The organism is Candidatus Nomurabacteria bacterium, from assembly GCA_020631975.1.
GTDB lineage: Bacteria > Patescibacteriota > Saccharimonadia > Saccharimonadales > CAIOMD01 > JACKGO01.
This window is the reverse complement of sequence record JACKGO010000003.1, coordinates 87,842-108,791: the sequence shown is the minus strand read 5'-3', so window position 1 is coordinate 108,791 and position 20,950 is coordinate 87,842. Positions and strand designations below refer to the sequence as shown.

Sequence of the window (20,950 nt, the reverse complement as noted above, 5' to 3'; positions counted from 1 at the left end):
AATGTCACAGTTCACTTTAGGCTTAAATGCTGAGCAACAGCGTGCCGTAGAATCAACCGATGGTCCATTGCTTATTCTGGCAGGTGCTGGAAGTGGTAAAACCAAAACGCTGACACACCGAATTGCTCATTTACTAGATACACAACTGGCAACTCAATACGAAATACTCGCCGTGACGTTTACAAATAAAGCCGCCAAAGAAATGCGTGAACGTGTCGCTCAGTTGCTTGCGTACCGTCGTGACGACAAAGCTTTTATGCCCTACATGGGCACGTTTCATGGGATATGTGTGCGGATATTACGTAAAGATGGCCAATATAGTGGCGTACCTAACAATTTTGTTATTTTTGACGAGAGTGATCGTACAACACTCATTAAACAATTATCTAAACAGCTTAGTATAGACGAAAAACAACATACTGCGCGGGCCATTGGGGCGATTATTAGTGCTGCCAAAAATGATTTAATAACGTCAGCTGAATACGCTTCATTAGCACAAACACCTACTCAACGAGCAGCAGCTCGCGTGTACCCGTTGTATCAACAAGCTCTTAAAGATCACGCTGCCTTAGATTTTGATGATCTTATAGGTAAGGTAGTGAGTTTACTAGAAAATAATGCCGAAGTGCGAGCAAGATGGCAAGATAGATTTAAATACATTCTTATTGATGAGTATCAAGACACCAACACCGCCCAGTACAAATTGATTAAGCTGCTTTTAAATGAAAAACGTAATATTTGTGTGGTAGGCGATGATTGGCAAAGTATTTATAGTTGGCGTGGTGCCGATTTTAAAAACATATTAAATTTTGAACGAGATTTTAAAAACGCTACCGTTATTCGTCTCGAGCAAAATTATCGTAGTACGAACCATATTCTAGATGCCGCGCATGCTGTTATAGCTAAAAACGCACAGCGTTCAGACAAAAAACTCTGGACAGCCATTAGTGGTGGTGCACCGGTGCAGGTACTCAGTGCATACAACGAACGGCACGAAGCCGAACAAATTATACAGATTATTAGACAACGCACCGATACCCGTACTTTTGCCTACAAAAATATTGCACTACTCTATAGAACAAATGCTCAGAGCCGTGCTCTAGAAGAGCAATTTGTTCGCTTTAACATACCCTATAAGATGGTTGGCGGGGCTCGTTTTTATGACAGAACTGAAATCAAAGATATTCTTGCGTATTTACGACTACTGTATCAACCAGAAGATATTATTAGTTTTCAGCGTATCGTGAACACACCTACAAGAGGTTTTGGTAAGACATCATTAGATAAATTTTTACAGTGGCGCCAAGTACAAGGGCTAACACTTACAGATGCTCTCGATAACGTAGATACGTCACCACTCACAGCTCGGGCTAAACAAGCATTATTTGCGCTACATGAACTGCTAAGTGTCTATCGGCAAGAAATGGATCACCTATCTGCAGCGAGCCTTTTAGAAAGTGTCATTAAGCGTTTAGACTATTACAATTATTTAGACGATGGTACGTTGCAATCAGAAGCCCGTATAGAAAATGTAAAAGAGCTATTAAGTGTGGCCAAAGCCTACAGTGATGAAGGGCTTGCAAGCTTTTTAGAAGAAGTTGCACTCGTGAGCGATCTAGATACGCTTAACCCTAATTCAGATGCTGTGACATTAATGACACTTCACGCCGCGAAAGGTCTAGAATATGACGTAGTATTTATGACGGGCATGGAAGAGTCAATTTTTCCACATTCACGGGCTTTGTTTGATCAATCACAAATGGAAGAAGAGCGCCGGCTCTGTTACGTTGGTATGACGCGTGCAAAAAAAGAACTATATCTTACCTATGCAGATAGTAGGGTTCTGTATGGTGGTGTTCAACATTACGTCCCCAGTAGGTTTATAGCCGAAATTAACGCACAGCATATTAAAAAAGCTGCCTACACAGGCTATGCATCGGCAGGAGTTTTAGACAATAATCAGCCCGAATCATCAGAGCCACGATATGTGCCAGAATTACACCCAGGCGACACAGTTAATCACCAAGTGTTTGGGAGGGGAATCGTGGTAGATCTAGATGGTGAAGTAGCTGCAGTCCAGTTTGGTGGCAAGGGCATTAAGCGGTTAAATATTAGTTTTGCCCCTCTAGAAAAGGTATCATGAAGCATTCCCGCGCGTTAGGAAAAATTACCTATATTTGTACCTATCCGTTTATACGTATCTGGCTATATGGCTCACATCGTGCGTATGTAATACTAGTAGTAAAAGACGAAGTTTTACTAACAAAAAACTGGCTTGGCCTACACCAAAGGTGGCGATTACCAGGCGGTGGTGTGCATGCATCAGAATCAGTGCTTGATGGCCTAGTTAGAGAAATAAGCGAAGAAATTGGCTGCAGTTTACCTATTAAAAAGGTGCACACTCTGGGGCAACAGCGCTACTACAAAGCAAGCAAACTCTACACATATAGTTTATACACGGTAAAACTGAATAAAAAACCTCGCTTGCATATCAACCATAATGAAATCGCTGACCATGCATGGTTCCCTATAGCAAAAGCGAAAACACAGCCATTAGCAGAAGAAACGCGCCACGCCTTACAGCTGCTAGACATAGCCTAAAATATGCTATAATGATGTTCAGTACCTTTATTTTGAGAACCGAACGTTAAGAAGTAAACATTTGTTTATACCAATAACGCATTTGCTCCAAAGTAGAGGTTTTTGTTCATGAATATACATACATCTGTAACATCATTTTTTCATAAACACGCTTTTGCCTTAGGTATCTTTGGTATTCTTTTTGGATTTACCTTTTTATCGAGCAGTTTTGTTGTGGCCAATGGCCAGACAATAGGGCCAGAAGACAGCCATATTGTAAGTCTATATATCAACGGTGAAGAAACCGTGGTACCCACACGTGCAAAAACGGTAGGCGAGCTGCTCACAAAAACAGATATAGCCCTTACAGAAAACGACCTTGTAGAACCTGCTAAAGACACAGCTATAGATAATGATAATTTTAAGGTAAACGTATATAAAGCGCGCCCTGTAAGCATTATAGATGCTGGCAAAGTAGTGCGTGCATTTACGCCATATCAGGGCGCAAAACTCGTCGCCGAAAAAGCTGGTGTAAAAGTGTACCCAGAAGATACCTACACACTTGAATCAGGCGATTCGTTTGTGGACGAACAAATTATCGGCGAAAAGATAACCATTCATCGGGCAACACCAGTGACGATTAACTTGTATGGTTCTGGACCGGTGACGTATCGCACCCACGTAAAGACAATTGGTGATCTGTTAGCAGAACGTAATATCACGCCAGAAGAAGGCGCTACATTGTCGCCGGCAGCAGACACACCTCTTACTCCAAATTTAGCAATATTTATTTCTAAGTTTGGGAAGCAGGTTGTTACAACAGAAGAGTCAATACCTTTTGAAACAGCAACCACTCCAGATCCAAGCGCACCACTTGGGAGAATTACCGTTACCAGCCCAGGTAAGCCTGGTGTTAAAAAGGTAACCTATGAAATAGAAACAAGAGATGGCCGTGAAGTTGGCAGAGTAGTGTTGCAAGAAGTTCGTGTTACCGAACCTACAACGCAGACACAAACCAAAGGTACCAAAGCCAATGTTAGTGGCGATAAGCTCGAATGGATGCGAGCAGCTGGTATTGCAGAGTCTGATTTTGGTGCTGTTGATTTTATCATAGGTCATGAATCTGGCTGGCGACCAGCTGCAATGAGTGGTAGTGGGTGCGGTGGCCTTGGCCAAGCGTGTCCATCGTCTAAACTCGCCAGAGCGTGCCCTGATTGGCAAGTTGACCCAGTATGTCAATTACGATTCTTTAGTGGATATTCTGGCCGTTATGGTGGCTGGCAAGGTGCCTACCAGGCGTGGTTAGTAAAAGGATGGTGGTAGATTCACGGCCAAATAAACGGCTCGGCCAACATTGGCTTACAGATAACGAAACATTATCGAATATTGTGGCGGCAGCCGATATTAGCGCTGCTGATACAGTTCTCGAGGTTGGTCCTGGTCTTGGTACGCTCACCCAAGCATTATTAGCCACTGGTGCGAGCCTGACAGCAGTGGAATATGATGCAGCACTCGCCACACAGCTCATGAAAAATATTCACGCGCCTAACGTACAGGTTATCGAGCATGACATATTAACGTTTGACTTTAGGTCATTACCAAAAGATTACAAAGTGGTTGCAAATATTCCGTATTATTTAACGTCTAAACTTGTGCGTATTGTATGCGAATCTGCTAATCCACCAAAAACCACCGTGTTGCTTGTTCAAAAAGAAGTCGCACAGCGTATCGCTGCTCAACCCGGTGCTATGTCGCTGCTAAGTATCAGCGCGCAAGTCTATAACACAACAACTCTAGGTGTTGTTGTACCAGCTGCGCTTTTTACGCCACCACCAAAAGTAGATTCACAGGTAATTATTATGCAGCGTAGGCCATCACCATTAGTGCCACACAGTCTTCAAAAAACCTTTTTTCGGGTCGTTAAGGCTGGCTTTAATGAACGCCGAAAAAAACTACGCAGCAGCCTCAGTGGTGGCTTACATTTAGAAAAGCAGCAGGTAGACGAACTACTGGCCAGTGTATCTATAAACGCGTCGGCACGTGCGCAAGAACTTTCTATAGATGATTGGGTACGTCTTACCAAAAAATATATAGCGAATCAGTAAAAACTGTCGTATACTAACTATATATTTTAAAGTTATAAGTCTCATGCAACGTATACAAAGAAAAATTGGTAACCATCCACTGCTCGCCGTGTTTGCCACGGTATTTGTTGATTTAGTTGGTGTTGGTATACTAATACCGATTTTTCCGCTGTTGGTGACGCCAGGTTCGCCAGATTCTATTTTGCCAAATGGTTGGACGATTACCCAAGGAGTTATTTTACTAGGCTGGTTGAGTGCGGCATATCCACTCGCACAATTTATTGCAGCACCTATCTTAGGGCAATTATCAGATAAATATGGCCGCAAAATTGTTCTTACGTTGTCTATTATTGGGACAGCTCTTGGGTATGTACTCTTTGCCATAGGCTTAGCAACCAAAAATATTCCACTCTTATTTGCATCGCGCATCCTAGACGGCTTTACGGGTGGTAATATATCAGTTGCTCAAGCTGCTATTGCCGATATTAGTACCGCTAAAAATCGGGCTAAAAACTTTGGCTTAATTGGCATGGCATTTGGACTAGGCTTTATATTAGGTCCATACATTGGTGGAAAATTAGCCGACCCATCTGTTATGAGCTGGTTTAATGCAACTACACCATTTTGGTTCGCGGCCGGTTTAAGTGTCTTTAACGTGATATTAATTACACTATTTTTGCCAGAAACATTAAAAGTACGTAAAACCGCACGTATAGACTTTTCACGGCCGTTTCATAATGTAGTGACGGCCTTTTCCCGCCCAGGTTTGCGCAGTGTTATGCCAACAAGCTTTTTGTTTACTGCCGGGTTTACCTTTTTTACCACGTTTTTTGGTGTTGTACTTGCCCAGAAATTTAACTTTTCGGTCAGTAATACAGGTGATTATTTTGCTTATGTTGGGTTATGGATTGCCATCGCTCAAGGAGTTTTTGTTGGTATTGTTGCAAAACGCTTCAAAGACTACCAAGTACTAAGAGTAAGTGTATTTATAACTGCAGTAAGTTTGCTGAGCTACGCCATGATACCAGCAGGTGAGTATCGGTGGTTATTCTTAATTCCACCTGTTTTGGCACTTGGTAACGGCTTGACCATGGCCTTTACTGCCAGTCTTATTAGCCGGATTACACCCAAAGAACTACAAGGCGAGTCGCTGGGTATTAATTCTAGCGTCATGGCTTTAGCGCAAGCTATACCAGCTATCATGGCCGGGTATATTGCCGCTATTGGTGTGAACGTACCTATATTTGTAGCGAGCATTATTATTACACTGGCTGGTATATCATTTTGGATCTTCTTTAAGCCAGGTCGCGATGACAAATATGCAGTTCCAAGCGGTGCAGAACCTCTACCCTCAGCGCACCACTAGAAAAACTATACTTTTTATGCTATAATACGTATTGAGGCGTATTTAGTGTATGTAAAAATACGCCAATTATGGGGCTGATTTTAGCTCGACAGTGGACCTTAACAATCTGCAAGGCAAGTCGGTTATCACCGTTATAGATACCTTAAACAGATGCAAAAACATCTAACCGCGAAAGCCTAATAGCGGACTTAGCTGCAAAGCTATTTCCTCAAAAAGCTTTTGCACTAGCTGCCTAATTTACTGGTAGCGATCTTTTTACCAGACGCCAGATACGGCAATAAGATCTCATATATATCTGGATGCCAACCATAGTGCTATTTGAGCTATGGTTGTAAGACTTTCAAATTGCTGCTCACGACTATTTTGTTTATTTAGCCAGTCGTGGCCTAAGACCATTAAATAAACTATGCTTGTAGAATTGCAGTGTCGTTAACCGCTGGACGCGGGAGCATTACCCGCCAGCTCCACCAAAAGGGACTTTTCAGATTTTGAAAGGTCTTTTTTGTTAATAGAAGGACCTATTAAGTTATTGTGTTACCAAGTACAATAGAGGCATGCTGAGTGTTAAAGGTGTTACTAAGAAATATGGCAAAAAAGAAAATGCTGTTAGTGCACTAAAAAATATCGCTCTTGATTTTGAAGAAGGCACTACAAACGCCATTGTTGGCAAAAGTGGCTCTGGTAAAAGTACTCTGCTTCATATACTTATTGGCCTAGATAGACCAACAACAGGCAAAGTGCTCGCAGGGGGGATCGATATTTTTAAAGCGCTTGATACTGATACATGGCGTGGGCAGAACGTGGGTATTATATTTCAGCAGTTCTTTTTGCAGCCAAACGATAGTGTTCTTAATAACGTAGCGTTATCGCTAAAAATACAGGGCGTTGCAAAAAAAGATCGATTACGGCGAGCCAAAACAGCCATACGGCAAGTAGGTTTGGCAGATAAGATGAATAGCAAGGCGAATGATCTGTCTGGTGGCCAAAAACAACGGATTGCAATTGCACGAGCGATTGTGAGCCAACCATCCATATTAATTGCCGATGAACCAACAGGCAACCTAGACACAGAAAACGGCCTTATGATAGAAGATTTACTATTTGCACTAAATAAAAAACTAGGCACAACACTTGTTATTGTGACACACGATGAAGATTTAGCACGCAAATGCCAAAGGGTTGTGTATCTTAAAGATGGTAGTGTAGAAAAAGATACCAAAAAACAAGTTACAACGACACGTAAGAAGGTGGTGTAGTATGCGCGTTATAGATATTGCAACCACTGCAAACGGTAACTTACGACGATCTAAGCTGCGAACATTTTTGACGCTACTTGCGATAGGCATTGGTACATTTACGTTGTCATTAAGCCTCGGACTTGGCCAAGGGGTAAAGAACTACATTACTTCACAATTAGGCCAGTACGATAACGTAAATTTGTATGTTGTGTCACGCCAAGGGGCAAACGATTTTAGTAGTGGTTTTGGTAATGGTGATCCAAAAGCCTACGACCCCAACAAAACGCAAGGTGGTGACTTTAGCCAAATTTTTTTAACAGAGAGCGATATTGCAAAGATACAATCTGCAGAAGGAGTAAGTACAGCACAAGTCCCATACATGCCTAGTTTTAACTATGTAACGTCTGTTGATGGCAATAAGTACCAGGTTGTCAGCGAGCCTATTGTGCCACAACTACCACTTACGGTGGTAGCAGGAACCAAAATAAATTTAGATGACGTTGGCAGTATTATGTTATCGCGTAAGTTTGTTTCGTTAACTGGTGCAAGCTCAAGTGAAGCTGCCATAGGAAAAAGCTTATCGTTTACCTACCAGACGGTAAATGACCAAACCGTTACAGAGGATTTTATTATCAAGGGTATCTACGAACCGACGCTCATTGATGCATCAGTTAAGGTAAGCCAGACAGACGCACAGCGTATAGCCACGGTGCAAGCTTTTGGCGGTGTACCACAAGTAGCTAATGTGTATATATCAAAATCAGATACCGTAACAGACGAGCAACTCAAAGAAAATTTAAAAAATGTTGGATTTTCTGTGACGAGTCTAGCAGATGTTAATAACACACTTAACGGTGTAGTAACTGGTGTTCAATTAGCGCTCGCTGCGTTTAGCGCGGTGGCAATACTAGCATCCATTGTTGGTGTTATAAACACCTTGTTTATGGCTGTGCTAGAGCGTACCAGAGAAATAGGCTTGTTTAGAGCTCTTGGCGCCAAGCCAAAGACTATATTTGCACTCTTTAGTGTAGAAGCAGCTCTACTTGGTTTTTGGGGCAGTATATTTGGACTTGCTTTTGCCTACGGTGCACAGTATACAATCAATACTATCGCCGAAAATTCCTTTTTAAAGGGTATAGAAGGCTTACAGTTGCTGTCTATTACACCCCAATTAGCGCTCAGTATTGTCGGAAATATTGCGCTTATTACGCTGCTGGCTGGACTAATACCTGCTTTTAAAGCGAGCCGGCTAGACCCTATAGAAGCACTGCGCTACGAATAAATCAAACACCAATAACCTTTTATGTCATAGCTCATTTGACTTTATTTACTATCATTATTAGCGTACAATTCTTATAATGCTTAAAAACAGAAAAATGGTAATAATAGGAGCACTCACTATTGGTGTCATCGCGGCGCTTGGTGGTGGGTTTTTTGCGTGGCAATCGGCGCAGCAAGATTCGTCGCAAACGAAAAGCTCGCTCAGCACGGGTGCTACCGTACCTCTTAATTACGAGAATGCAGGAGGTGATTCTATTAGTCTTACACCGAAACAGAATACTCCTAAAGATCCGAACGCGCTAAGCGTTGACTCTTCGCCAACTACGAGCACTAACTTAGGTTCAGGTACCACGAGACAACAGACAACGAATACTGGTAGTACCGCTGACACGACAAATTTTAGCGACTATGAACAATACAAAGATAAAAATGAAGTTTTTTTTGGTGATATTGTTTTAGGGAAAGGCGCCGAGGCCGTTAAAGATTCTAAACTTGCTGTTACCTATAAGGGTTACTTAACAAACGGTCAGCTATTTGATCAATCACGCACAGGCAACAATGGCCAGTTAGAACCACTACTGTTTACGCTTGGTGCTGGCCAACTGATACCTGGTTTTGAACAAGGCGTTGCAGGCATGAAAGCAGGTGGCACGAGGCGCGTTATAATACCACCCAGCCTTGGCTATGGTCCGAACGCACAAGGCAGTATACCGGCGAATTCTGTATTAATATTTGATATTCAACTTACCGCAGCACAATAAATCTAAATAGGTAGATTGTTATGAATAGAATTTGGCATAAAAAGCCACCACATATGCATAATGCGAACGTTGAAGCGACGCTTGCCTACATAGACCAACACTGGGCTGATTTACTATATAAAAACACACAAGACACAGGCACGTTAATAGGATTACCGCACGACTACATAGTTCCGGCTGCCCAGGCGAATGCGCAATTTAATTTTGAAGAACAGTACTACTGGGATACTTATTTCATACTGCTGGGGCTTAACGACCAAAAATATAGTCAACTCGCCAAAGGAATGTTAGAAAATTTAGTAGCACTGTATAAACGGTTTCATATGATTCCAAACGCTAGTCGGCTCTATTTTTTAAGTCGTTCACAACCACCACTGCTCACGTCTATGATACTTTTATATAAAGAAACATTTGGTTGTTCTGGTGAGTGGTTTGATGAAATGATGGCGATAGCTGAAGATGAATATACTACCGTGTGGATGAGTACGAAGCATCCACACTGGCGAAAAATTGGGCAGCTTAATAGATACTACGATATCAATGCCCTCCATGATCTGGCCGAAGCTGAAAGTGGGTGGGATATGACACCACGCTTTGATAGAAAGTGTCTAGATTACTATCCGATTGACCTAAATTCATTACTATATAAGTATGAAAAAGATTTTGCTGATTGGTATCGGACAAAAAACGATCTAAAAACCGCTGCATTATGGGACAATAAGGCCCAAAAACGTGCCCAAATTGTTGATGAATTATTATGGGGTCATGTGCGAAAATTTTATTTTGATTATAACTTTGAAGATGAGAAAAGAGGCTTAACGTGGTCACTTGCTGGGTTTTACCCAATGTGGGTTGGCATGGTAGATGATAAAAAAGCGAAAGAACTTGTAAAACAACTTGGTAAGTTTGAAAAAGATGGCGGTTTAAGCACCACATCGCGTCCAATGATTAATTTATCATTGCTGTTTGGATCGGTGAAAACACAGTGGGCGTACCCAAATGGCTGGGCACCACTGCAGTGGATTGTTATTAAGGGTCTCGAAAGATACGGATATACAGAAGACGCAAACCGGCTCGCGAAGAAATGGCTTAAAACATGTACTGATTGGTATGCCACCCATGGCGTGCTATTAGAAAAATATAATGTTGTTACTCCAACAAAAGAGCCTATAAAAGGCGTATACCCGAGCCAGACAGGATTTGGCTGGACGAATGGAATATATGTCGCATTGGCAAGAGATTACGCGTAATGCAAGAAGAAGTGCTGCCATGCATTGATAAATTAGCCTTTGACACAAAAAAACAAGCCCAAGCTGCCGCGACAGTTGCTATGTATCAACACGGCGTACGCCTTAAGCCGTATGTGTGCCCGCACTGTGGCTTGTGGCATTTAGCTTCAGATCACAGCTAATGCTATACTGCAAAGGATAGTAGTAAAAAACAAAACATATGAAACACCTATTTACTAAAAAACAAAAAACAAAAAAGCCAAAACCAGTGGCGATAGAAAACTACAAAGTATCATATTTAGATAAACGATCAAAAAGGTATCATCGTATCGTTATGACTGCTTTTTCTGGACTTTTTGGATTGGTAGGTATGTTGTATGTATTTACGTCTAATGCTGCTACAGGAGAAGTTGCACCCAACAACAACAATACTCTGGCGGTAGTGGCTATTGTTTTAGGCGGTCTCTTTATAACCGGTTTGATGGTATATTTTTACATACGCAGTAAACAGAAGTAGCGCATAGTTTTGTAAAACTGTTACAATGAACAGATATGAGTAAATTTTATGTCACCACTTCTATTCCCTATGTAAACTCCGTGCCACACCTTGGCCATGCTATGGAGTTTATACAAGCTGATGTTTTAGCCCGATACCATCGTCAGATAGGCGACGATGTGCTGTTTACCACTGGCACCGATGAACATGGTAGTAAAATAGCAGAAAAAGCCAAGGAGCTTGGTGTATCGGTTGAAGATTTTGTAGCAGAAAATAGCGGGGCTTTTAAGGCGCTACTTAGTACACTCAATATCACAAATGACAAGTTTATTCGTACAACTGATGAAGATCACGAAAAACGGGTAAAAATAGTATGGCAAAACTTACAAAAGTATATCTACAAGAACTTATACGTTGGTTTGTATTGTGTAGGCTGTGAAGAGTTTGTGTCAGAAAAAATTGCCAAGCAAAATAATAATGTTTGCCCAGCACATAATCGCGTCTACGAGCAGATAGAAGAAGAGAATTATTTTTTTGCGCTGAGTAAATTTACCAGCCAAATAAAACAATCTATCACAAGCGACGAATTTGCTGTCATACCTGTTTCGCGTAAGCACGAAATCATGCATGTTCTTGAAGAAGGTCTAGATGACATTAGCATATCTAGATCCAAAGATAAGCTCATTTGGGGCGTGTCTGTGCCAGGCGATGATAATCAAGTGATGTATGTCTGGTTTGAGGCATTATTAAATTATATTACCGTCTTGGGGTATCCAGACGGTGCAGATTTTGAACAATTTTGGCCGGCGAATGTACAAGTAATTGGCAAAGATATTTTACGGTTTCATGCTGCAATATGGCCAGGAATACTACTCGCTCTTGGTTTGCCACTCCCTAAAACACTGTATGTGCATGGCTTTATTACAAGTAGTGGGCATAAAATGAGTAAAAGCATAGGCAATGTTGTTGCACCGCTAGATATTATAAACACATATGGTGCAGATGCGTTTCGCTATTATTTCTTACGCTATATTCCGAGCTATGCAGATGGAGACTTCACGATTGAACGTTTAGCAACAGCATATAACAATGAACTTGCTAATGAACTTGGTAACGGTGTACAACGCGTGGCAGCTATGATTGGTAAATATCAAAATAATGTCATAGGTGATATTCCGCCAGCCGAACACGATATCCATGAATATCAACAAGCAATTATGGCATGTAGATTTGATAAAGCCCTCGATGAAGTGTGGGAACAAGTACGTGGCCTCAACCAATACATAGACGTGCAAAAACCATGGGTGATTGCCAAAGAGCAAGACGAACAACACCTAAAAGAGGTTTTGTCATACTGTGTGAGTAATTTATTAGAAATAGCCGAACTATTAGCACCGTTTATGCCCACTACATCATCGGCTATTGCAAATATGTTTAAAGACGGCATTGTGCGGCCTTTAGACAAACCCTTGTTTCCTAAATTTGAGCCATAAGTACATGGAATTTATAGACACACACTGCCATATACATGAGCCTGACTATAAGCTGCCCGAAAAAGAAGCGCGCGAACGTGCAGCAGCAGCAGGCGTTGATACAATCATTTGTGTCGGCACAGATGTTACAACGAGCTCTCAGGCGGTAATGTATGCCAGCGATAAACCAACTGTCTGGGCGAGTATAGGGTTGCATCCACATGATGCCAAGCTTGGTAATGACGCTTTTACTGCTCTCGCCCAATTACTGCCTAACAAAAACATAGTCGCTATTGGTGAATGTGGTCTAGATTATTTCTATAATCACTCAGACAAAAAAGACCAATTTGCAGCACTTGAAAACCAAATGCAACTCGCCCAAGATAATACCTTACCAATGATTTTTCATGTACGTGAAGCCTTTGATGATTTTTGGCCAATATACGATAATTTTTCACGCCTTAAAGGTGTTGTGCATAGCTTTACAGACACAACAACGCAGCTAGATAAAGCACTTAACAGAGACTTATACATAGGCTTAAACGGTATAATGACATTTACAAAAGACCAAAAACAACTTGCCGCAGCCAAGGCAGTACCACTGGAGCGACTATTATTGGAAACAGATGCCCCATTCTTGACGCCTAAGCCACTACGTGGTAAAATAAACGAGCCTAAGAACGTGAGTATAACAGCCGAATTTCTTGCACAGCTAAGAGGTGAGGAATTATCTACGCTTGCAGCGGCTACAACAAAGAATGCGCGCCAATTATTTGGTTTGCCTAAGCATGAGTCCTAAATACACTATGCCATTATTTCAACCAGCCCCACCATCACCAGAACAACATAAACCTGCCAGTATGGAAGCGCAGCGCAGTGCGAGGCTTACGGAAGCGTTAGATAGGCTAAGAGCAGCTGTAGGTAATATGGATGCAAATGCTATGCAAGAAGGAATGCGTAGAACTCCCGCACCTGTAGCACCCACAGATCACCATGGGTTAAAGCCTGATAGCGTTGCAGAATCAAATAATCTGATGAAAAAAGCAATTCTTGAGGTTAATAAAGCTCATGAGGTTCATGGAGCTTATAGCATGCCTGCAGAAGTAGTAACTGACGAAAGTCGTACTTTTGCAAAACATACTACGCAGCAACCTAGTAATGTCATAAACTTACCTACGAACAGAAGTGATATCAATCAACCGACTACATACGATGATTCTTCTCGTGGCGCCCAACCAGCCCCACCTGACACTATTAATAATTTTCCAGACCTAATGATCGCAGCAAATCCTGACGTGGCACCTACTCATAGGCAGGCAGCGTAAGTAGGTAACTATGGGATTGTTTACAACTTCTCAGCTGAGCCAAAAAAAACAAGCAGTTAAATACCGCGAACTTATTAGAAAAGAAGCAGTAATAGGTGGTAAAATTTTTGGACCTATCCCTAAAAATGGCCGGCGAGAATTTTTTTGCCTCGATGAACGTACGTGGGTGTGGCACGAAGAATGGCAAGATAGTGCTGGCACGCACCACGTGCTAACGACACGCTATGACGTACGCCCCGATGGCGTTGTAAAAACTCAAAATAATAGCCACTATACTAAAGTAAGCCCTACAGAAGCGCACCACTTATTACAAGCAGCTACACTGTATAAAGAACGTGTTCAGTCGCAACTCTACGCTGATTTTCAGTAAAGATTAACTACAGGTAAGATAGAATCATGACTTATTATTTTGATTATGCAGCAGCCACACCTGTTTTGCCAGAAGTACTCACGGCAATGCAACCGTATTTTAGTGAGCAGTTTTATAACCCAAGTGCAATCTATATGGCAGCACGAGCCGTAAAAAAAGACTTGCAAGTAGCCCGTGCGACCGTTGCTCGGCAGATAGGTGCAAAACCATCAGAAATAGTCTTTACTGCAGGTGGCACAGAGGCTAATAACTTAGCTATCACCGGTGTTGCCTCGCAATATGATAATCCACATGTCGTGGTAAGCCAGATCGAACATGAATCGGTACTAATGCCTGCAAAAAAGCACACCACGAGCTTCATTACCGTAAACAGTGCAGGGAGGATTGATATACATAGCCTGCCCAAAATAATTACAGATGAAACAGTGTTAGTATCAGTAATACTCGCAAATAACGAAATTGGTACTATTCAAGATTTGAGGGCTGTAACAACACTTGCAGCAGAGATTACAAAAGATCGTCTAAAAAGAGGCATACTAAGGCCACTCCTTGTTCATACAGACGCGTGTCAGGCTGTTAACTATGTAGATATTCATGTTGCTAGACTCGGTATTGATTTAATGACAATTAACTCTGGTAAAATATATGGCCCCAAGCAAGCAGGGGCTTTATTTGTAAAAACTGGTACACAACTTGCTCCGCTTATTCTGGGTGGCGGACAAGAGCACAACCTACGCAGTGGTACAGAAAATGTTGCTAACTACATAGGTTTAGCTGCAGCGATTAGTATTTTAACAAGTGCACGGGCAGAAGAAGTACAGCGTCTTGCTGCATTACAAACACGGCTGATTGACGAATTGGTAGATGGCAAAACAATTCGTCTCAATGGTGAGTCAAAAAAATGGCGTTTGGTAAATAATGTTCACCTTACGCTCGCTGGTACAGATAATGAACGGATTCTTATGGAACTTGATGAACGAGGTATCCAAGTGGCGACCGGTTCGGCGTGCGCGGCAAGTAGTGGGGAACCTTCACATGTTTTGTCTGCTATAGGGTTATCAGATAAAGATGCTCGTAGCAGTATTCGTATCAGTTTAGGCAGGCATACCACGGCCAGCCAATGTGCCCAATTAATTCACGCCATTAAAGAAGTAGTAGCCAAAAGCTAACCATTAGCGGTATACTAAGGGTATATTAGGGATATTATACCTAAACATGATAAAACGAAACAAAGTAGTACAACACATTATTATCGGTATTATAAGCGTAACGGCACTCCTGTTTGTGGCGGTTGCACCTAGCTTTGCAGAAGCTACGGTAACGCAAGGCTACGGGGCAGATACGCTTTTGCAACGTGGCATGATTGTAGGCCTTCAAAAAGATGATCCACGCAAAGTAGAGCCTATTAATTCTGACGATTACGACAGACTACACGGTGTAGTTATTGGCGCCAATGAATCAGCTGTATTGCTTGGCCGCGACGATGAAAAAGTATATGTTGCGAGCGGTGGGCGATTCCCAGTGCTCGTTAGTAGCCAAAACGGTAATATTGCGGTTGGAGATTACGTGGCAGCATCATCGGTTAAGGGTGTAGGTATGCGCGCAGGTGATATAGAACCCGTTATTCTTGGCAAGGCTATCGAAGCATTTGATTCAGGTAACCAAGACGAAATAAAATCGGCAGTCACTGTTAAGGATAATAATGGCAACGAACAACGTTTAGCAGTAGGTATTGTAACGGTAGACGTTAGTATCGGCAAAAACCCGATGCTAAAAAGTAATAACGATTTACCTACAGCACTACGGCGAGCAAGTGAACTCGTGGCAGGCAAACCAGTTAGCCCTATACGCGTGTACATGAGCCTTGCTATTTTAGTGGTAGCGACTGCTATATCTGGTAGTCTCATTTATAGCGCCGTCCGCAGTAGTATCACTGCCATCGGTCGTAATCCACTGAGTAAAAAAGCCATCATGCGTGGTTTGTTCCAAGTAGTTATAATTGGTTTGATTGTTTTTATATCGGGTATTTTTGGCGTATACTTATTACTAAAGTTGTAAGAATAAACAGTATCAGGGGGTGGCAATTTTATGACAACAACAACTATCGCACTTATCATAGCAGCGCTTGTTGTTGGTGGCGCCGTATTTATATGGTTTATATTACGTAGTGAAAAAACTGAACAATCAGGCCGTGACATAGACACGCAGTTGGCCAATACCGCCAAAACTGGTGTAGATAAAATATTTGATGAAGAGTTTAGAGAAGAACTTCGTAACAGAGGCCGTTTACACTTCGAAAAAATTATTGGTGAAAACGCCATGTTTTTACAACAAGATTTACGCCTGACCACCACCCAGTTAAATGAATACATGAAGACAGAAATTAAGCGTACTCTACAGTCAGAGTTCTCTAAGTACGAAGAATCAATCACAACCGCGAAAGATTTGGCTCTCGAAAGTATAGAAAAAACGCAAGCAGTGATAGAACAACAACGTCTTGTACTAGAAAAACAAATGACAGATGAAGCTGCTGCCGAAAAAGCACGTATGCTTAGTAGTTTTGAAAAAAACATGGCAGATATAGTAAATCACTACATCCTAGAGGCAATTGGTAATGAAATTGACCTAACTGTACAACTTGATTACATCTTTGGGTATTTAGAAGAAAACAAACAGGCCATTATGGAGGATATTAAGAGTGGATCTTAAACTGCCGACTACCATTGCCAGCAGAAAAGACATCATCCGATTACATAGAGAAATACGGAGCTTTATTGACGTATCTACGCAAAGCATTATGCGCCATGATAATCCGGTTAAATATCCTGCTATTTCAGATCAGTTACGAGCCTTGGCCGTCCTTAACCAGATTGACATGCGCGACCCAAAAAGCTGCGAAAGACTCCTGCAAAAAATAGACACAATTAAAGAACACGCTCCAAGTGTACACATTAGTTTTCCAACCGAACCATCAGCCGATATTCTTGAGCGACTGATTGTTTGGTTCCGTAAAGAAATAGATCCGTTCATAGTTATTCAAGTTGGACTGCAACCAACAATTGCTGCTGGGGTAGTAGTTCGCACACCGAACCATCAGTTTGATTTTAGCTTACGGCGTCATTTATATGCCAACCGGCACAAATTAGGGGAGGCCTTGCAGCGTGCCTACTAGACATTTTGATTTTTTAATAGATAAAGGGCATCCAATTGGAGAGGTAATTGGTGTTGATAGATATCTTGTGCGCTTACGGGGTATGCACCCGGTAAACCAGCACAGTTTAGTGCTGTTTGAAGATGGGTCAAAAGGCTTTGTACAGTACATATATGATGATCATGTTGAAGTACTGCATTTAGGCGATAGTACGCTGACCGTTGGTATGACAGCGGTGATGCAGCACAATGAGCTGGTCTGTAAGGTTGGCAAGGATTTTATAGGCCGGGTAATAAATGTTATGGGTGAACCACTTGATGGTAAAGGCCCAATAGCAGCAGATGCGACCAGACCGGTTTTTAACAGTGCTCCTCCTATTTATCAGCGAAAACAGCTTTCAGACCAATTAGAAACAGGCATTATTTCTATAGATAGTTTGTTCCCTATTGTTAAAGGCCAGCGTATGGCACTCCTTGGCGATAGTAAATCTGGTAAGAGTACGCTCGTCACTCAATTAGCTTTGCATCAAAAGTCAACAAACATACCCACGGTGTACGTGCTTATTGCCAAACGTCGTGCTGATGTTGATTTGTTGCTTGGTCGCCTCCAAGAAGAAGACGCTTTAAAAAATACAATTGTTATTGTGTCTACATTGTTTGAATCTTTGGTCCTTAGCTACTTAGCGCCATATATAGGTTGTTCTATGGCGGAATATTTTTGGCAAGACTTAGACCAAGACGCCATTATCATATACGACGATCTCACTAGCCATGCTATGGCACACCGTGAAATTTCATTACTAGCGGGAGTCAGCCCTGGTCGTGATTCTTACCCCGGTGATATGTTTTATGCACACAGTAGTTTACTAGAAAGAGCTGGCCGCTTAGCACGCAACACAAAAACACTGACGTCGTTTCCGATGGTACATGCTGCTGGGGGTGATATCACAGCGTATTTACCGACCAATATCATGTCTATTACCGATGGACAATGGATCCTAGACATGGATATATTCCGTGACGGTATTAGGCCCGCCTTAAACACTGGGTTAAGCGTAACGCGTGTCGGTGGTGTTGGCCATAATAAACGCCAACACGAAATTGCTGCTCGGGTTATGAAAACACTCGGGTCATACCGCCAAGCACTCGAATTCTCACGATTTGGCTCTGAACTTGCCATCGAGGCAAAGCGTGATTTAAATACAGGTAAAATTATATTCGAACTTATGACACAAACCCCAACCGAAACTTTTAGTGTTATGGCCCAACAGTTAATGTTTGAAATTGTGCTAGATCTAGAAGATGGTGAACTACTTGATTTACAAACACTCAAATCGTTGAGTGGTGAACTCGCCGCAAAAGTAAAAGAAGATGACAGCAACTACGATGAAACAAAAGCGCAGTTAAAAAAGAAGAGCTTACTGGAGATGAAGAAGTGAGACGGCCAATAGAAATCCAAAAAGATGTCATCGGCATGACGACCTTATCTGAGCTTACCAGCGTTTTTGAGGGTATCGCCAGTATGCGTATCGCCCAGATTAAAAATCAGGTGGTGCAGAGCCAAAACTATTTTGATCGGTTATGGCAAATGTATAGTCAAATGAGTGTGGGTTCTGTTTTTAGTTTTGGGCGACACACAGATAAGACTAAGATTATTGAAAAAGAACTGTACATAGTTATCACTGCAGAGGGTGGTTTTAGTGGTGACATTGACCAAAAACTTATCACCTGGATGCTGAAAAATTACCACAAGGATAAAAACGATATTGTAGTTATTGGTCACCACGGCGCTATCCAGCTTGCCCAACGCGGTGTGAGCTTTAAGAAATATTATAAGCTACCCGCCAAAGACGAAAATATAAATGTAACACCTATTATTCGCGAAGTGCAAAAATACGCTTCTACGATTGTGTATTATCAAACTTATGTATCGCTTGCCGTCCAAGATGTAAAACGTATTTCACTAAGTTCTGCAGTGCAAGATCAAGGAAAAGATGTTAAAAAGAGCGAAGAAGTTATTAATGAACTTACCTATATTTTTGAACCGAGCACCTTTGCAGTGGTTGATCACCTAGAACGGTCTATGATGACGATAGCTTTAAGCCAAGTTATTTTAGAATCTAAACTCGCCCAATATGCCAGTCGTTTCCAAGCTATGACAGCATCGCATAAACGCGCGAGTGACGAAGTGAGTGATCTAAAGTTACAATATAACCGATCGAAACGTGCCATTAAAGATGAACGATTAAAAGAGATTATCAATGGCATGAGAAAGGCGCACCACGTATGACAACAGGCAATGTACTAATAGTAAAAGATCTTGTTGTTCGGGTTGAATTTACCAGTGACATGCCGGAAATCGGCGAAGTGCTTGTTGTGCAGAACGAAGAAAAGAGCCTCTTGTTAGTAGATGCGCTCGCCAGTGACACTGTAGCGACGTGTATAAATCTACGGTCTAGCAAGCATATCCAAAAGTCAATGGCGGTAGAGAGAACAGGCAAGGGGATAGAAATTCCTGTCGGAGAGGCGTCTATAGGACGTATATTTGATGCACTGGGTGAACCACTTGATGGTATGGACCCAGTACCAGAAGGTACCCCTCGTAGGAATATCTTAAAATTAGGCGCTAAGAGCACGACCTTTGAGGTAGCTAAACCAGAAATCCTCGAAACTGGCATAAAAGTGCTCGATTTCTTTACCCCACTGGTAAAAGGTCGTAAAATTGGTGTGATAGGCGGCGCAGGTGTTGGTAAAACTGTTCTTACAATGGAACTTATTCACAATATTGCCCGTACTGGTAAGGGTCTCTCGTTTTTTGCAGGCGTTGGTGAGCGTGTTCGTGAAGGACACGAACTATACGAAACGTTGCAAGAATATGACCTACTGAAGAATACCTGTATGTTATTTGGGCAAATGAATGAAAATCCCGCCCAACGTAGTCTTATTGCTATATCAGCTACAGCAATGGCTGAATATTTCCGTGACGAAGAAAAGAAAGACATTTTGTTCTTTGCAGATAACATGTACCGTTTTGTGCAGGCTAAAAATGAACTGGCGACTATCATGGACCAGATTCCAAACGAAGGTGGCTACCAGCCAACTATCTTTTCGGATGTAAAGATATTACAAGATCGTCTGAGTTCTAACGAAAATGGCTCAATCACGAGCCTGCAAACCATTTACGTGCCAGCCGACGACCTTTCTGACCCGGCTGTACAGGTGATATCACATGAGCTTGACTCAACAATTGTACTTAGCCGTAAAGTTGCCGAACAGGGAATCCGCCCAGCTGTCGATTTAAACCTTACTAATTCGAGCTTGTTATCGCCAGATGTCGTGGGCGACCGCCACTATATGTTGAGCGTTCGAGTACAGTCTATACTACAAAAATACGAACAGCTCAAAGGTATTATTGCGATTATTGGTGAAAGTGAATTATCACCAGCAGACAGAGCAGAATATGCCAAAGCCAAAAAACTGATACAGTACTTTACGCAGCATATGTTTGTGACAGAAAAATTAATTGGTATAAAAGGCGAATACTTTACACGTGACGAAACTCTTAAGGGTATAGAAGAAATCCTCGTGTAGGTTAGTG

General features: G+C 42.0%; 22 protein-coding genes and 1 other RNA gene. All 23 read left to right on the top strand.

The genetic code is table 11. From position 1 onward, the window contains the following. The first annotated feature begins 1 nt into the window (after position 1). The 23 genes from H6795_03400 to H6795_03290 all read left to right on the top strand — a co-directional run bounded on the left by H6795_03400 (position 2) and on the right by H6795_03290 (position 20,943). The gene (locus H6795_03400) at positions 2–2,143 is read left to right on the top strand and encodes a UvrD-helicase domain-containing protein (GenBank protein ID MCB9817548.1); all 2,142 of its coding nucleotides are present in this window, start codon (positions 2–4) and stop codon (positions 2,141–2,143) included. Beyond that, complete coding sequence (locus H6795_03395; GenBank protein ID MCB9817547.1) at positions 2,140–2,601, top strand: NUDIX hydrolase; 462 nt, start codon at positions 2,140–2,142, stop codon at positions 2,599–2,601. Before H6795_03400 ends, H6795_03395 begins: the two co-directional genes overlap by 4 nt. A gap of 108 nt (positions 2,602–2,709) precedes the next feature. Continuing rightward, positions 2,710–3,903, top strand: a complete 1,194-nt coding sequence (locus H6795_03390) for a G5 domain-containing protein (protein ID MCB9817546.1) — start codon at positions 2,710–2,712, stop codon at positions 3,901–3,903. After that, complete coding sequence (gene rsmA / locus H6795_03385; GenBank protein MCB9817545.1) at positions 3,894–4,685, top strand: ribosomal RNA small subunit methyltransferase A; 792 nt, start codon at positions 3,894–3,896, stop codon at positions 4,683–4,685. Before H6795_03390 ends, rsmA begins: the two co-directional genes overlap by 10 nt. A gap of 43 nt (positions 4,686–4,728) precedes the next feature. Beyond that, positions 4,729–6,030: an MFS transporter gene (locus tag H6795_03380; GenBank protein ID MCB9817544.1), complete on the top strand. Its 1,302-nt coding sequence runs from the start codon at positions 4,729–4,731 to the stop codon at positions 6,028–6,030. 70 nt (positions 6,031–6,100) lie between these two features. Next, positions 6,101–6,500: a transfer-messenger RNA gene (gene ssrA, locus H6795_03375) on the top strand. Positions 6,501–6,584: 84 nt separating this feature from the next. Next, complete coding sequence (locus H6795_03370; protein MCB9817543.1) at positions 6,585–7,286, top strand: ABC transporter ATP-binding protein; 702 nt, start codon at positions 6,585–6,587, stop codon at positions 7,284–7,286. A 1-nt stretch (position 7,287) separates the two neighbouring features. Then, positions 7,288–8,550, top strand: a complete 1,263-nt coding sequence (locus H6795_03365) for an ABC transporter permease (GenBank protein ID MCB9817542.1) — start codon at positions 7,288–7,290, stop codon at positions 8,548–8,550. Positions 8,551–8,644: 94 nt separating this feature from the next. After that, positions 8,645–9,310, top strand: a complete 666-nt coding sequence (locus tag H6795_03360) for an FKBP-type peptidyl-prolyl cis-trans isomerase (protein ID MCB9817541.1) — start codon at positions 8,645–8,647, stop codon at positions 9,308–9,310. A 20-nt stretch (positions 9,311–9,330) separates the two neighbouring features. Beyond that, positions 9,331–10,560 carry an alpha,alpha-trehalase gene (locus H6795_03355; protein MCB9817540.1) on the top strand — a complete coding sequence of 410 codons (1,230 nt, stop codon included), beginning with the start codon at positions 9,331–9,333 and terminating at the stop codon, positions 10,558–10,560. Next, positions 10,560–10,721: a hypothetical protein gene (locus tag H6795_03350; protein MCB9817539.1), complete on the top strand. Its 162-nt coding sequence runs from the start codon at positions 10,560–10,562 to the stop codon at positions 10,719–10,721. Before H6795_03355 ends, H6795_03350 begins: the two co-directional genes overlap by 1 nt. A gap of 38 nt (positions 10,722–10,759) precedes the next feature. Then, positions 10,760–11,056, top strand: a complete 297-nt coding sequence (locus H6795_03345) for a hypothetical protein (protein ID MCB9817538.1) — start codon at positions 10,760–10,762, stop codon at positions 11,054–11,056. 35 nt (positions 11,057–11,091) lie between these two features. Continuing rightward, on the top strand, positions 11,092–12,528 hold the full coding sequence (locus H6795_03340; GenBank protein MCB9817537.1) for a methionine--tRNA ligase: 1,437 nt from the start codon (positions 11,092–11,094) through the stop codon (positions 12,526–12,528). Positions 12,529–12,532: 4 nt separating this feature from the next. Continuing rightward, positions 12,533–13,306 (top strand): TatD family hydrolase, encoded by a 774-nt coding sequence (locus H6795_03335; GenBank protein MCB9817536.1) that lies wholly within the window; start codon positions 12,533–12,535, stop codon positions 13,304–13,306. A 7-nt stretch (positions 13,307–13,313) separates the two neighbouring features. Beyond that, positions 13,314–13,832, top strand: coding sequence for a hypothetical protein (locus H6795_03330; protein MCB9817535.1), 519 nt, complete (start codon positions 13,314–13,316; stop codon positions 13,830–13,832). Positions 13,833–13,842: 10 nt separating this feature from the next. Continuing rightward, the gene (locus H6795_03325; protein MCB9817534.1) at positions 13,843–14,202 is read left to right on the top strand and encodes a hypothetical protein; all 360 of its coding nucleotides are present in this window, start codon (positions 13,843–13,845) and stop codon (positions 14,200–14,202) included. Between the two features lie 26 nt (positions 14,203–14,228). After that, positions 14,229–15,371, top strand: a complete 1,143-nt coding sequence (locus H6795_03320; GenBank protein ID MCB9817533.1) for a cysteine desulfurase — start codon at positions 14,229–14,231, stop codon at positions 15,369–15,371. 46 nt (positions 15,372–15,417) lie between these two features. Beyond that, on the top strand, positions 15,418–16,260 hold the full coding sequence (locus H6795_03315; protein ID MCB9817532.1) for a hypothetical protein: 843 nt from the start codon (positions 15,418–15,420) through the stop codon (positions 16,258–16,260). A gap of 30 nt (positions 16,261–16,290) precedes the next feature. Then, positions 16,291–16,911 carry a hypothetical protein gene (locus H6795_03310; protein MCB9817531.1) on the top strand — a complete coding sequence of 207 codons (621 nt, stop codon included), beginning with the start codon at positions 16,291–16,293 and terminating at the stop codon, positions 16,909–16,911. Next, a complete protein-coding gene (locus H6795_03305; protein ID MCB9817530.1) occupies positions 16,901–17,374 on the top strand; it encodes a hypothetical protein in 474 nt (157 codons plus the stop codon). The genes H6795_03310 and H6795_03305 overlap by 11 nt, the downstream gene beginning before the upstream one ends. Then, the gene (locus H6795_03300) at positions 17,364–18,791 is read left to right on the top strand and encodes a sodium-transporting two-sector ATPase (GenBank protein MCB9817529.1); all 1,428 of its coding nucleotides are present in this window, start codon (positions 17,364–17,366) and stop codon (positions 18,789–18,791) included. Before H6795_03305 ends, H6795_03300 begins: the two co-directional genes overlap by 11 nt. Continuing rightward, positions 18,788–19,642 carry a F0F1 ATP synthase subunit gamma gene (locus H6795_03295; protein ID MCB9817528.1) on the top strand — a complete coding sequence of 285 codons (855 nt, stop codon included), beginning with the start codon at positions 18,788–18,790 and terminating at the stop codon, positions 19,640–19,642. The genes H6795_03300 and H6795_03295 overlap by 4 nt, the downstream gene beginning before the upstream one ends. After that, positions 19,639–20,943, top strand: a complete 1,305-nt coding sequence (locus H6795_03290; GenBank protein ID MCB9817527.1) for a F0F1 ATP synthase subunit beta — start codon at positions 19,639–19,641, stop codon at positions 20,941–20,943. The genes H6795_03295 and H6795_03290 overlap by 4 nt, the downstream gene beginning before the upstream one ends. Positions 20,944–20,950 lie beyond the last annotated feature (7 nt).

Bases quoted from the DNA above. Each gene is read 5' to 3' on its own strand.
- H6795_03400 (MCB9817548.1), top strand. From the start codon at position 2: ATGTCACAGTTCACTTTAGGCTTAAATGCTGAGCAACAGCGTGCCGTA.
- H6795_03395 (MCB9817547.1), top strand. From the start codon at position 2,140: ATGAAGCATTCCCGCGCGTTAGGAAAAATTACCTATATTTGTACCTAT.
- H6795_03390 (MCB9817546.1), top strand. From the start codon at position 2,710: ATGAATATACATACATCTGTAACATCATTTTTTCATAAACACGCTTTT.
- rsmA (MCB9817545.1), top strand. From the start codon at position 3,894: ATGGTGGTAGATTCACGGCCAAATAAACGGCTCGGCCAACATTGGCTT.
- H6795_03380 (MCB9817544.1), top strand. From the start codon at position 4,729: ATGCAACGTATACAAAGAAAAATTGGTAACCATCCACTGCTCGCCGTG.
- H6795_03370 (MCB9817543.1), top strand. From the start codon at position 6,585: ATGCTGAGTGTTAAAGGTGTTACTAAGAAATATGGCAAAAAAGAAAAT.
- H6795_03365 (MCB9817542.1), top strand. From the start codon at position 7,288: ATGCGCGTTATAGATATTGCAACCACTGCAAACGGTAACTTACGACGA.
- H6795_03360 (MCB9817541.1), top strand. From the start codon at position 8,645: ATGGTAATAATAGGAGCACTCACTATTGGTGTCATCGCGGCGCTTGGT.
- H6795_03355 (MCB9817540.1), top strand. From the start codon at position 9,331: ATGAATAGAATTTGGCATAAAAAGCCACCACATATGCATAATGCGAAC.
- H6795_03350 (MCB9817539.1), top strand. From the start codon at position 10,560: ATGCAAGAAGAAGTGCTGCCATGCATTGATAAATTAGCCTTTGACACA.
- H6795_03345 (MCB9817538.1), top strand. From the start codon at position 10,760: ATGAAACACCTATTTACTAAAAAACAAAAAACAAAAAAGCCAAAACCA.
- H6795_03340 (MCB9817537.1), top strand. From the start codon at position 11,092: ATGAGTAAATTTTATGTCACCACTTCTATTCCCTATGTAAACTCCGTG.
- H6795_03335 (MCB9817536.1), top strand. From the start codon at position 12,533: ATGGAATTTATAGACACACACTGCCATATACATGAGCCTGACTATAAG.
- H6795_03330 (MCB9817535.1), top strand. From the start codon at position 13,314: ATGCCATTATTTCAACCAGCCCCACCATCACCAGAACAACATAAACCT.
- H6795_03325 (MCB9817534.1), top strand. From the start codon at position 13,843: ATGGGATTGTTTACAACTTCTCAGCTGAGCCAAAAAAAACAAGCAGTT.
- H6795_03320 (MCB9817533.1), top strand. From the start codon at position 14,229: ATGACTTATTATTTTGATTATGCAGCAGCCACACCTGTTTTGCCAGAA.
- H6795_03315 (MCB9817532.1), top strand. From the start codon at position 15,418: ATGATAAAACGAAACAAAGTAGTACAACACATTATTATCGGTATTATA.
- H6795_03310 (MCB9817531.1), top strand. From the start codon at position 16,291: ATGACAACAACAACTATCGCACTTATCATAGCAGCGCTTGTTGTTGGT.
- H6795_03290 (MCB9817527.1), top strand. From the start codon at position 19,639: ATGACAACAGGCAATGTACTAATAGTAAAAGATCTTGTTGTTCGGGTT.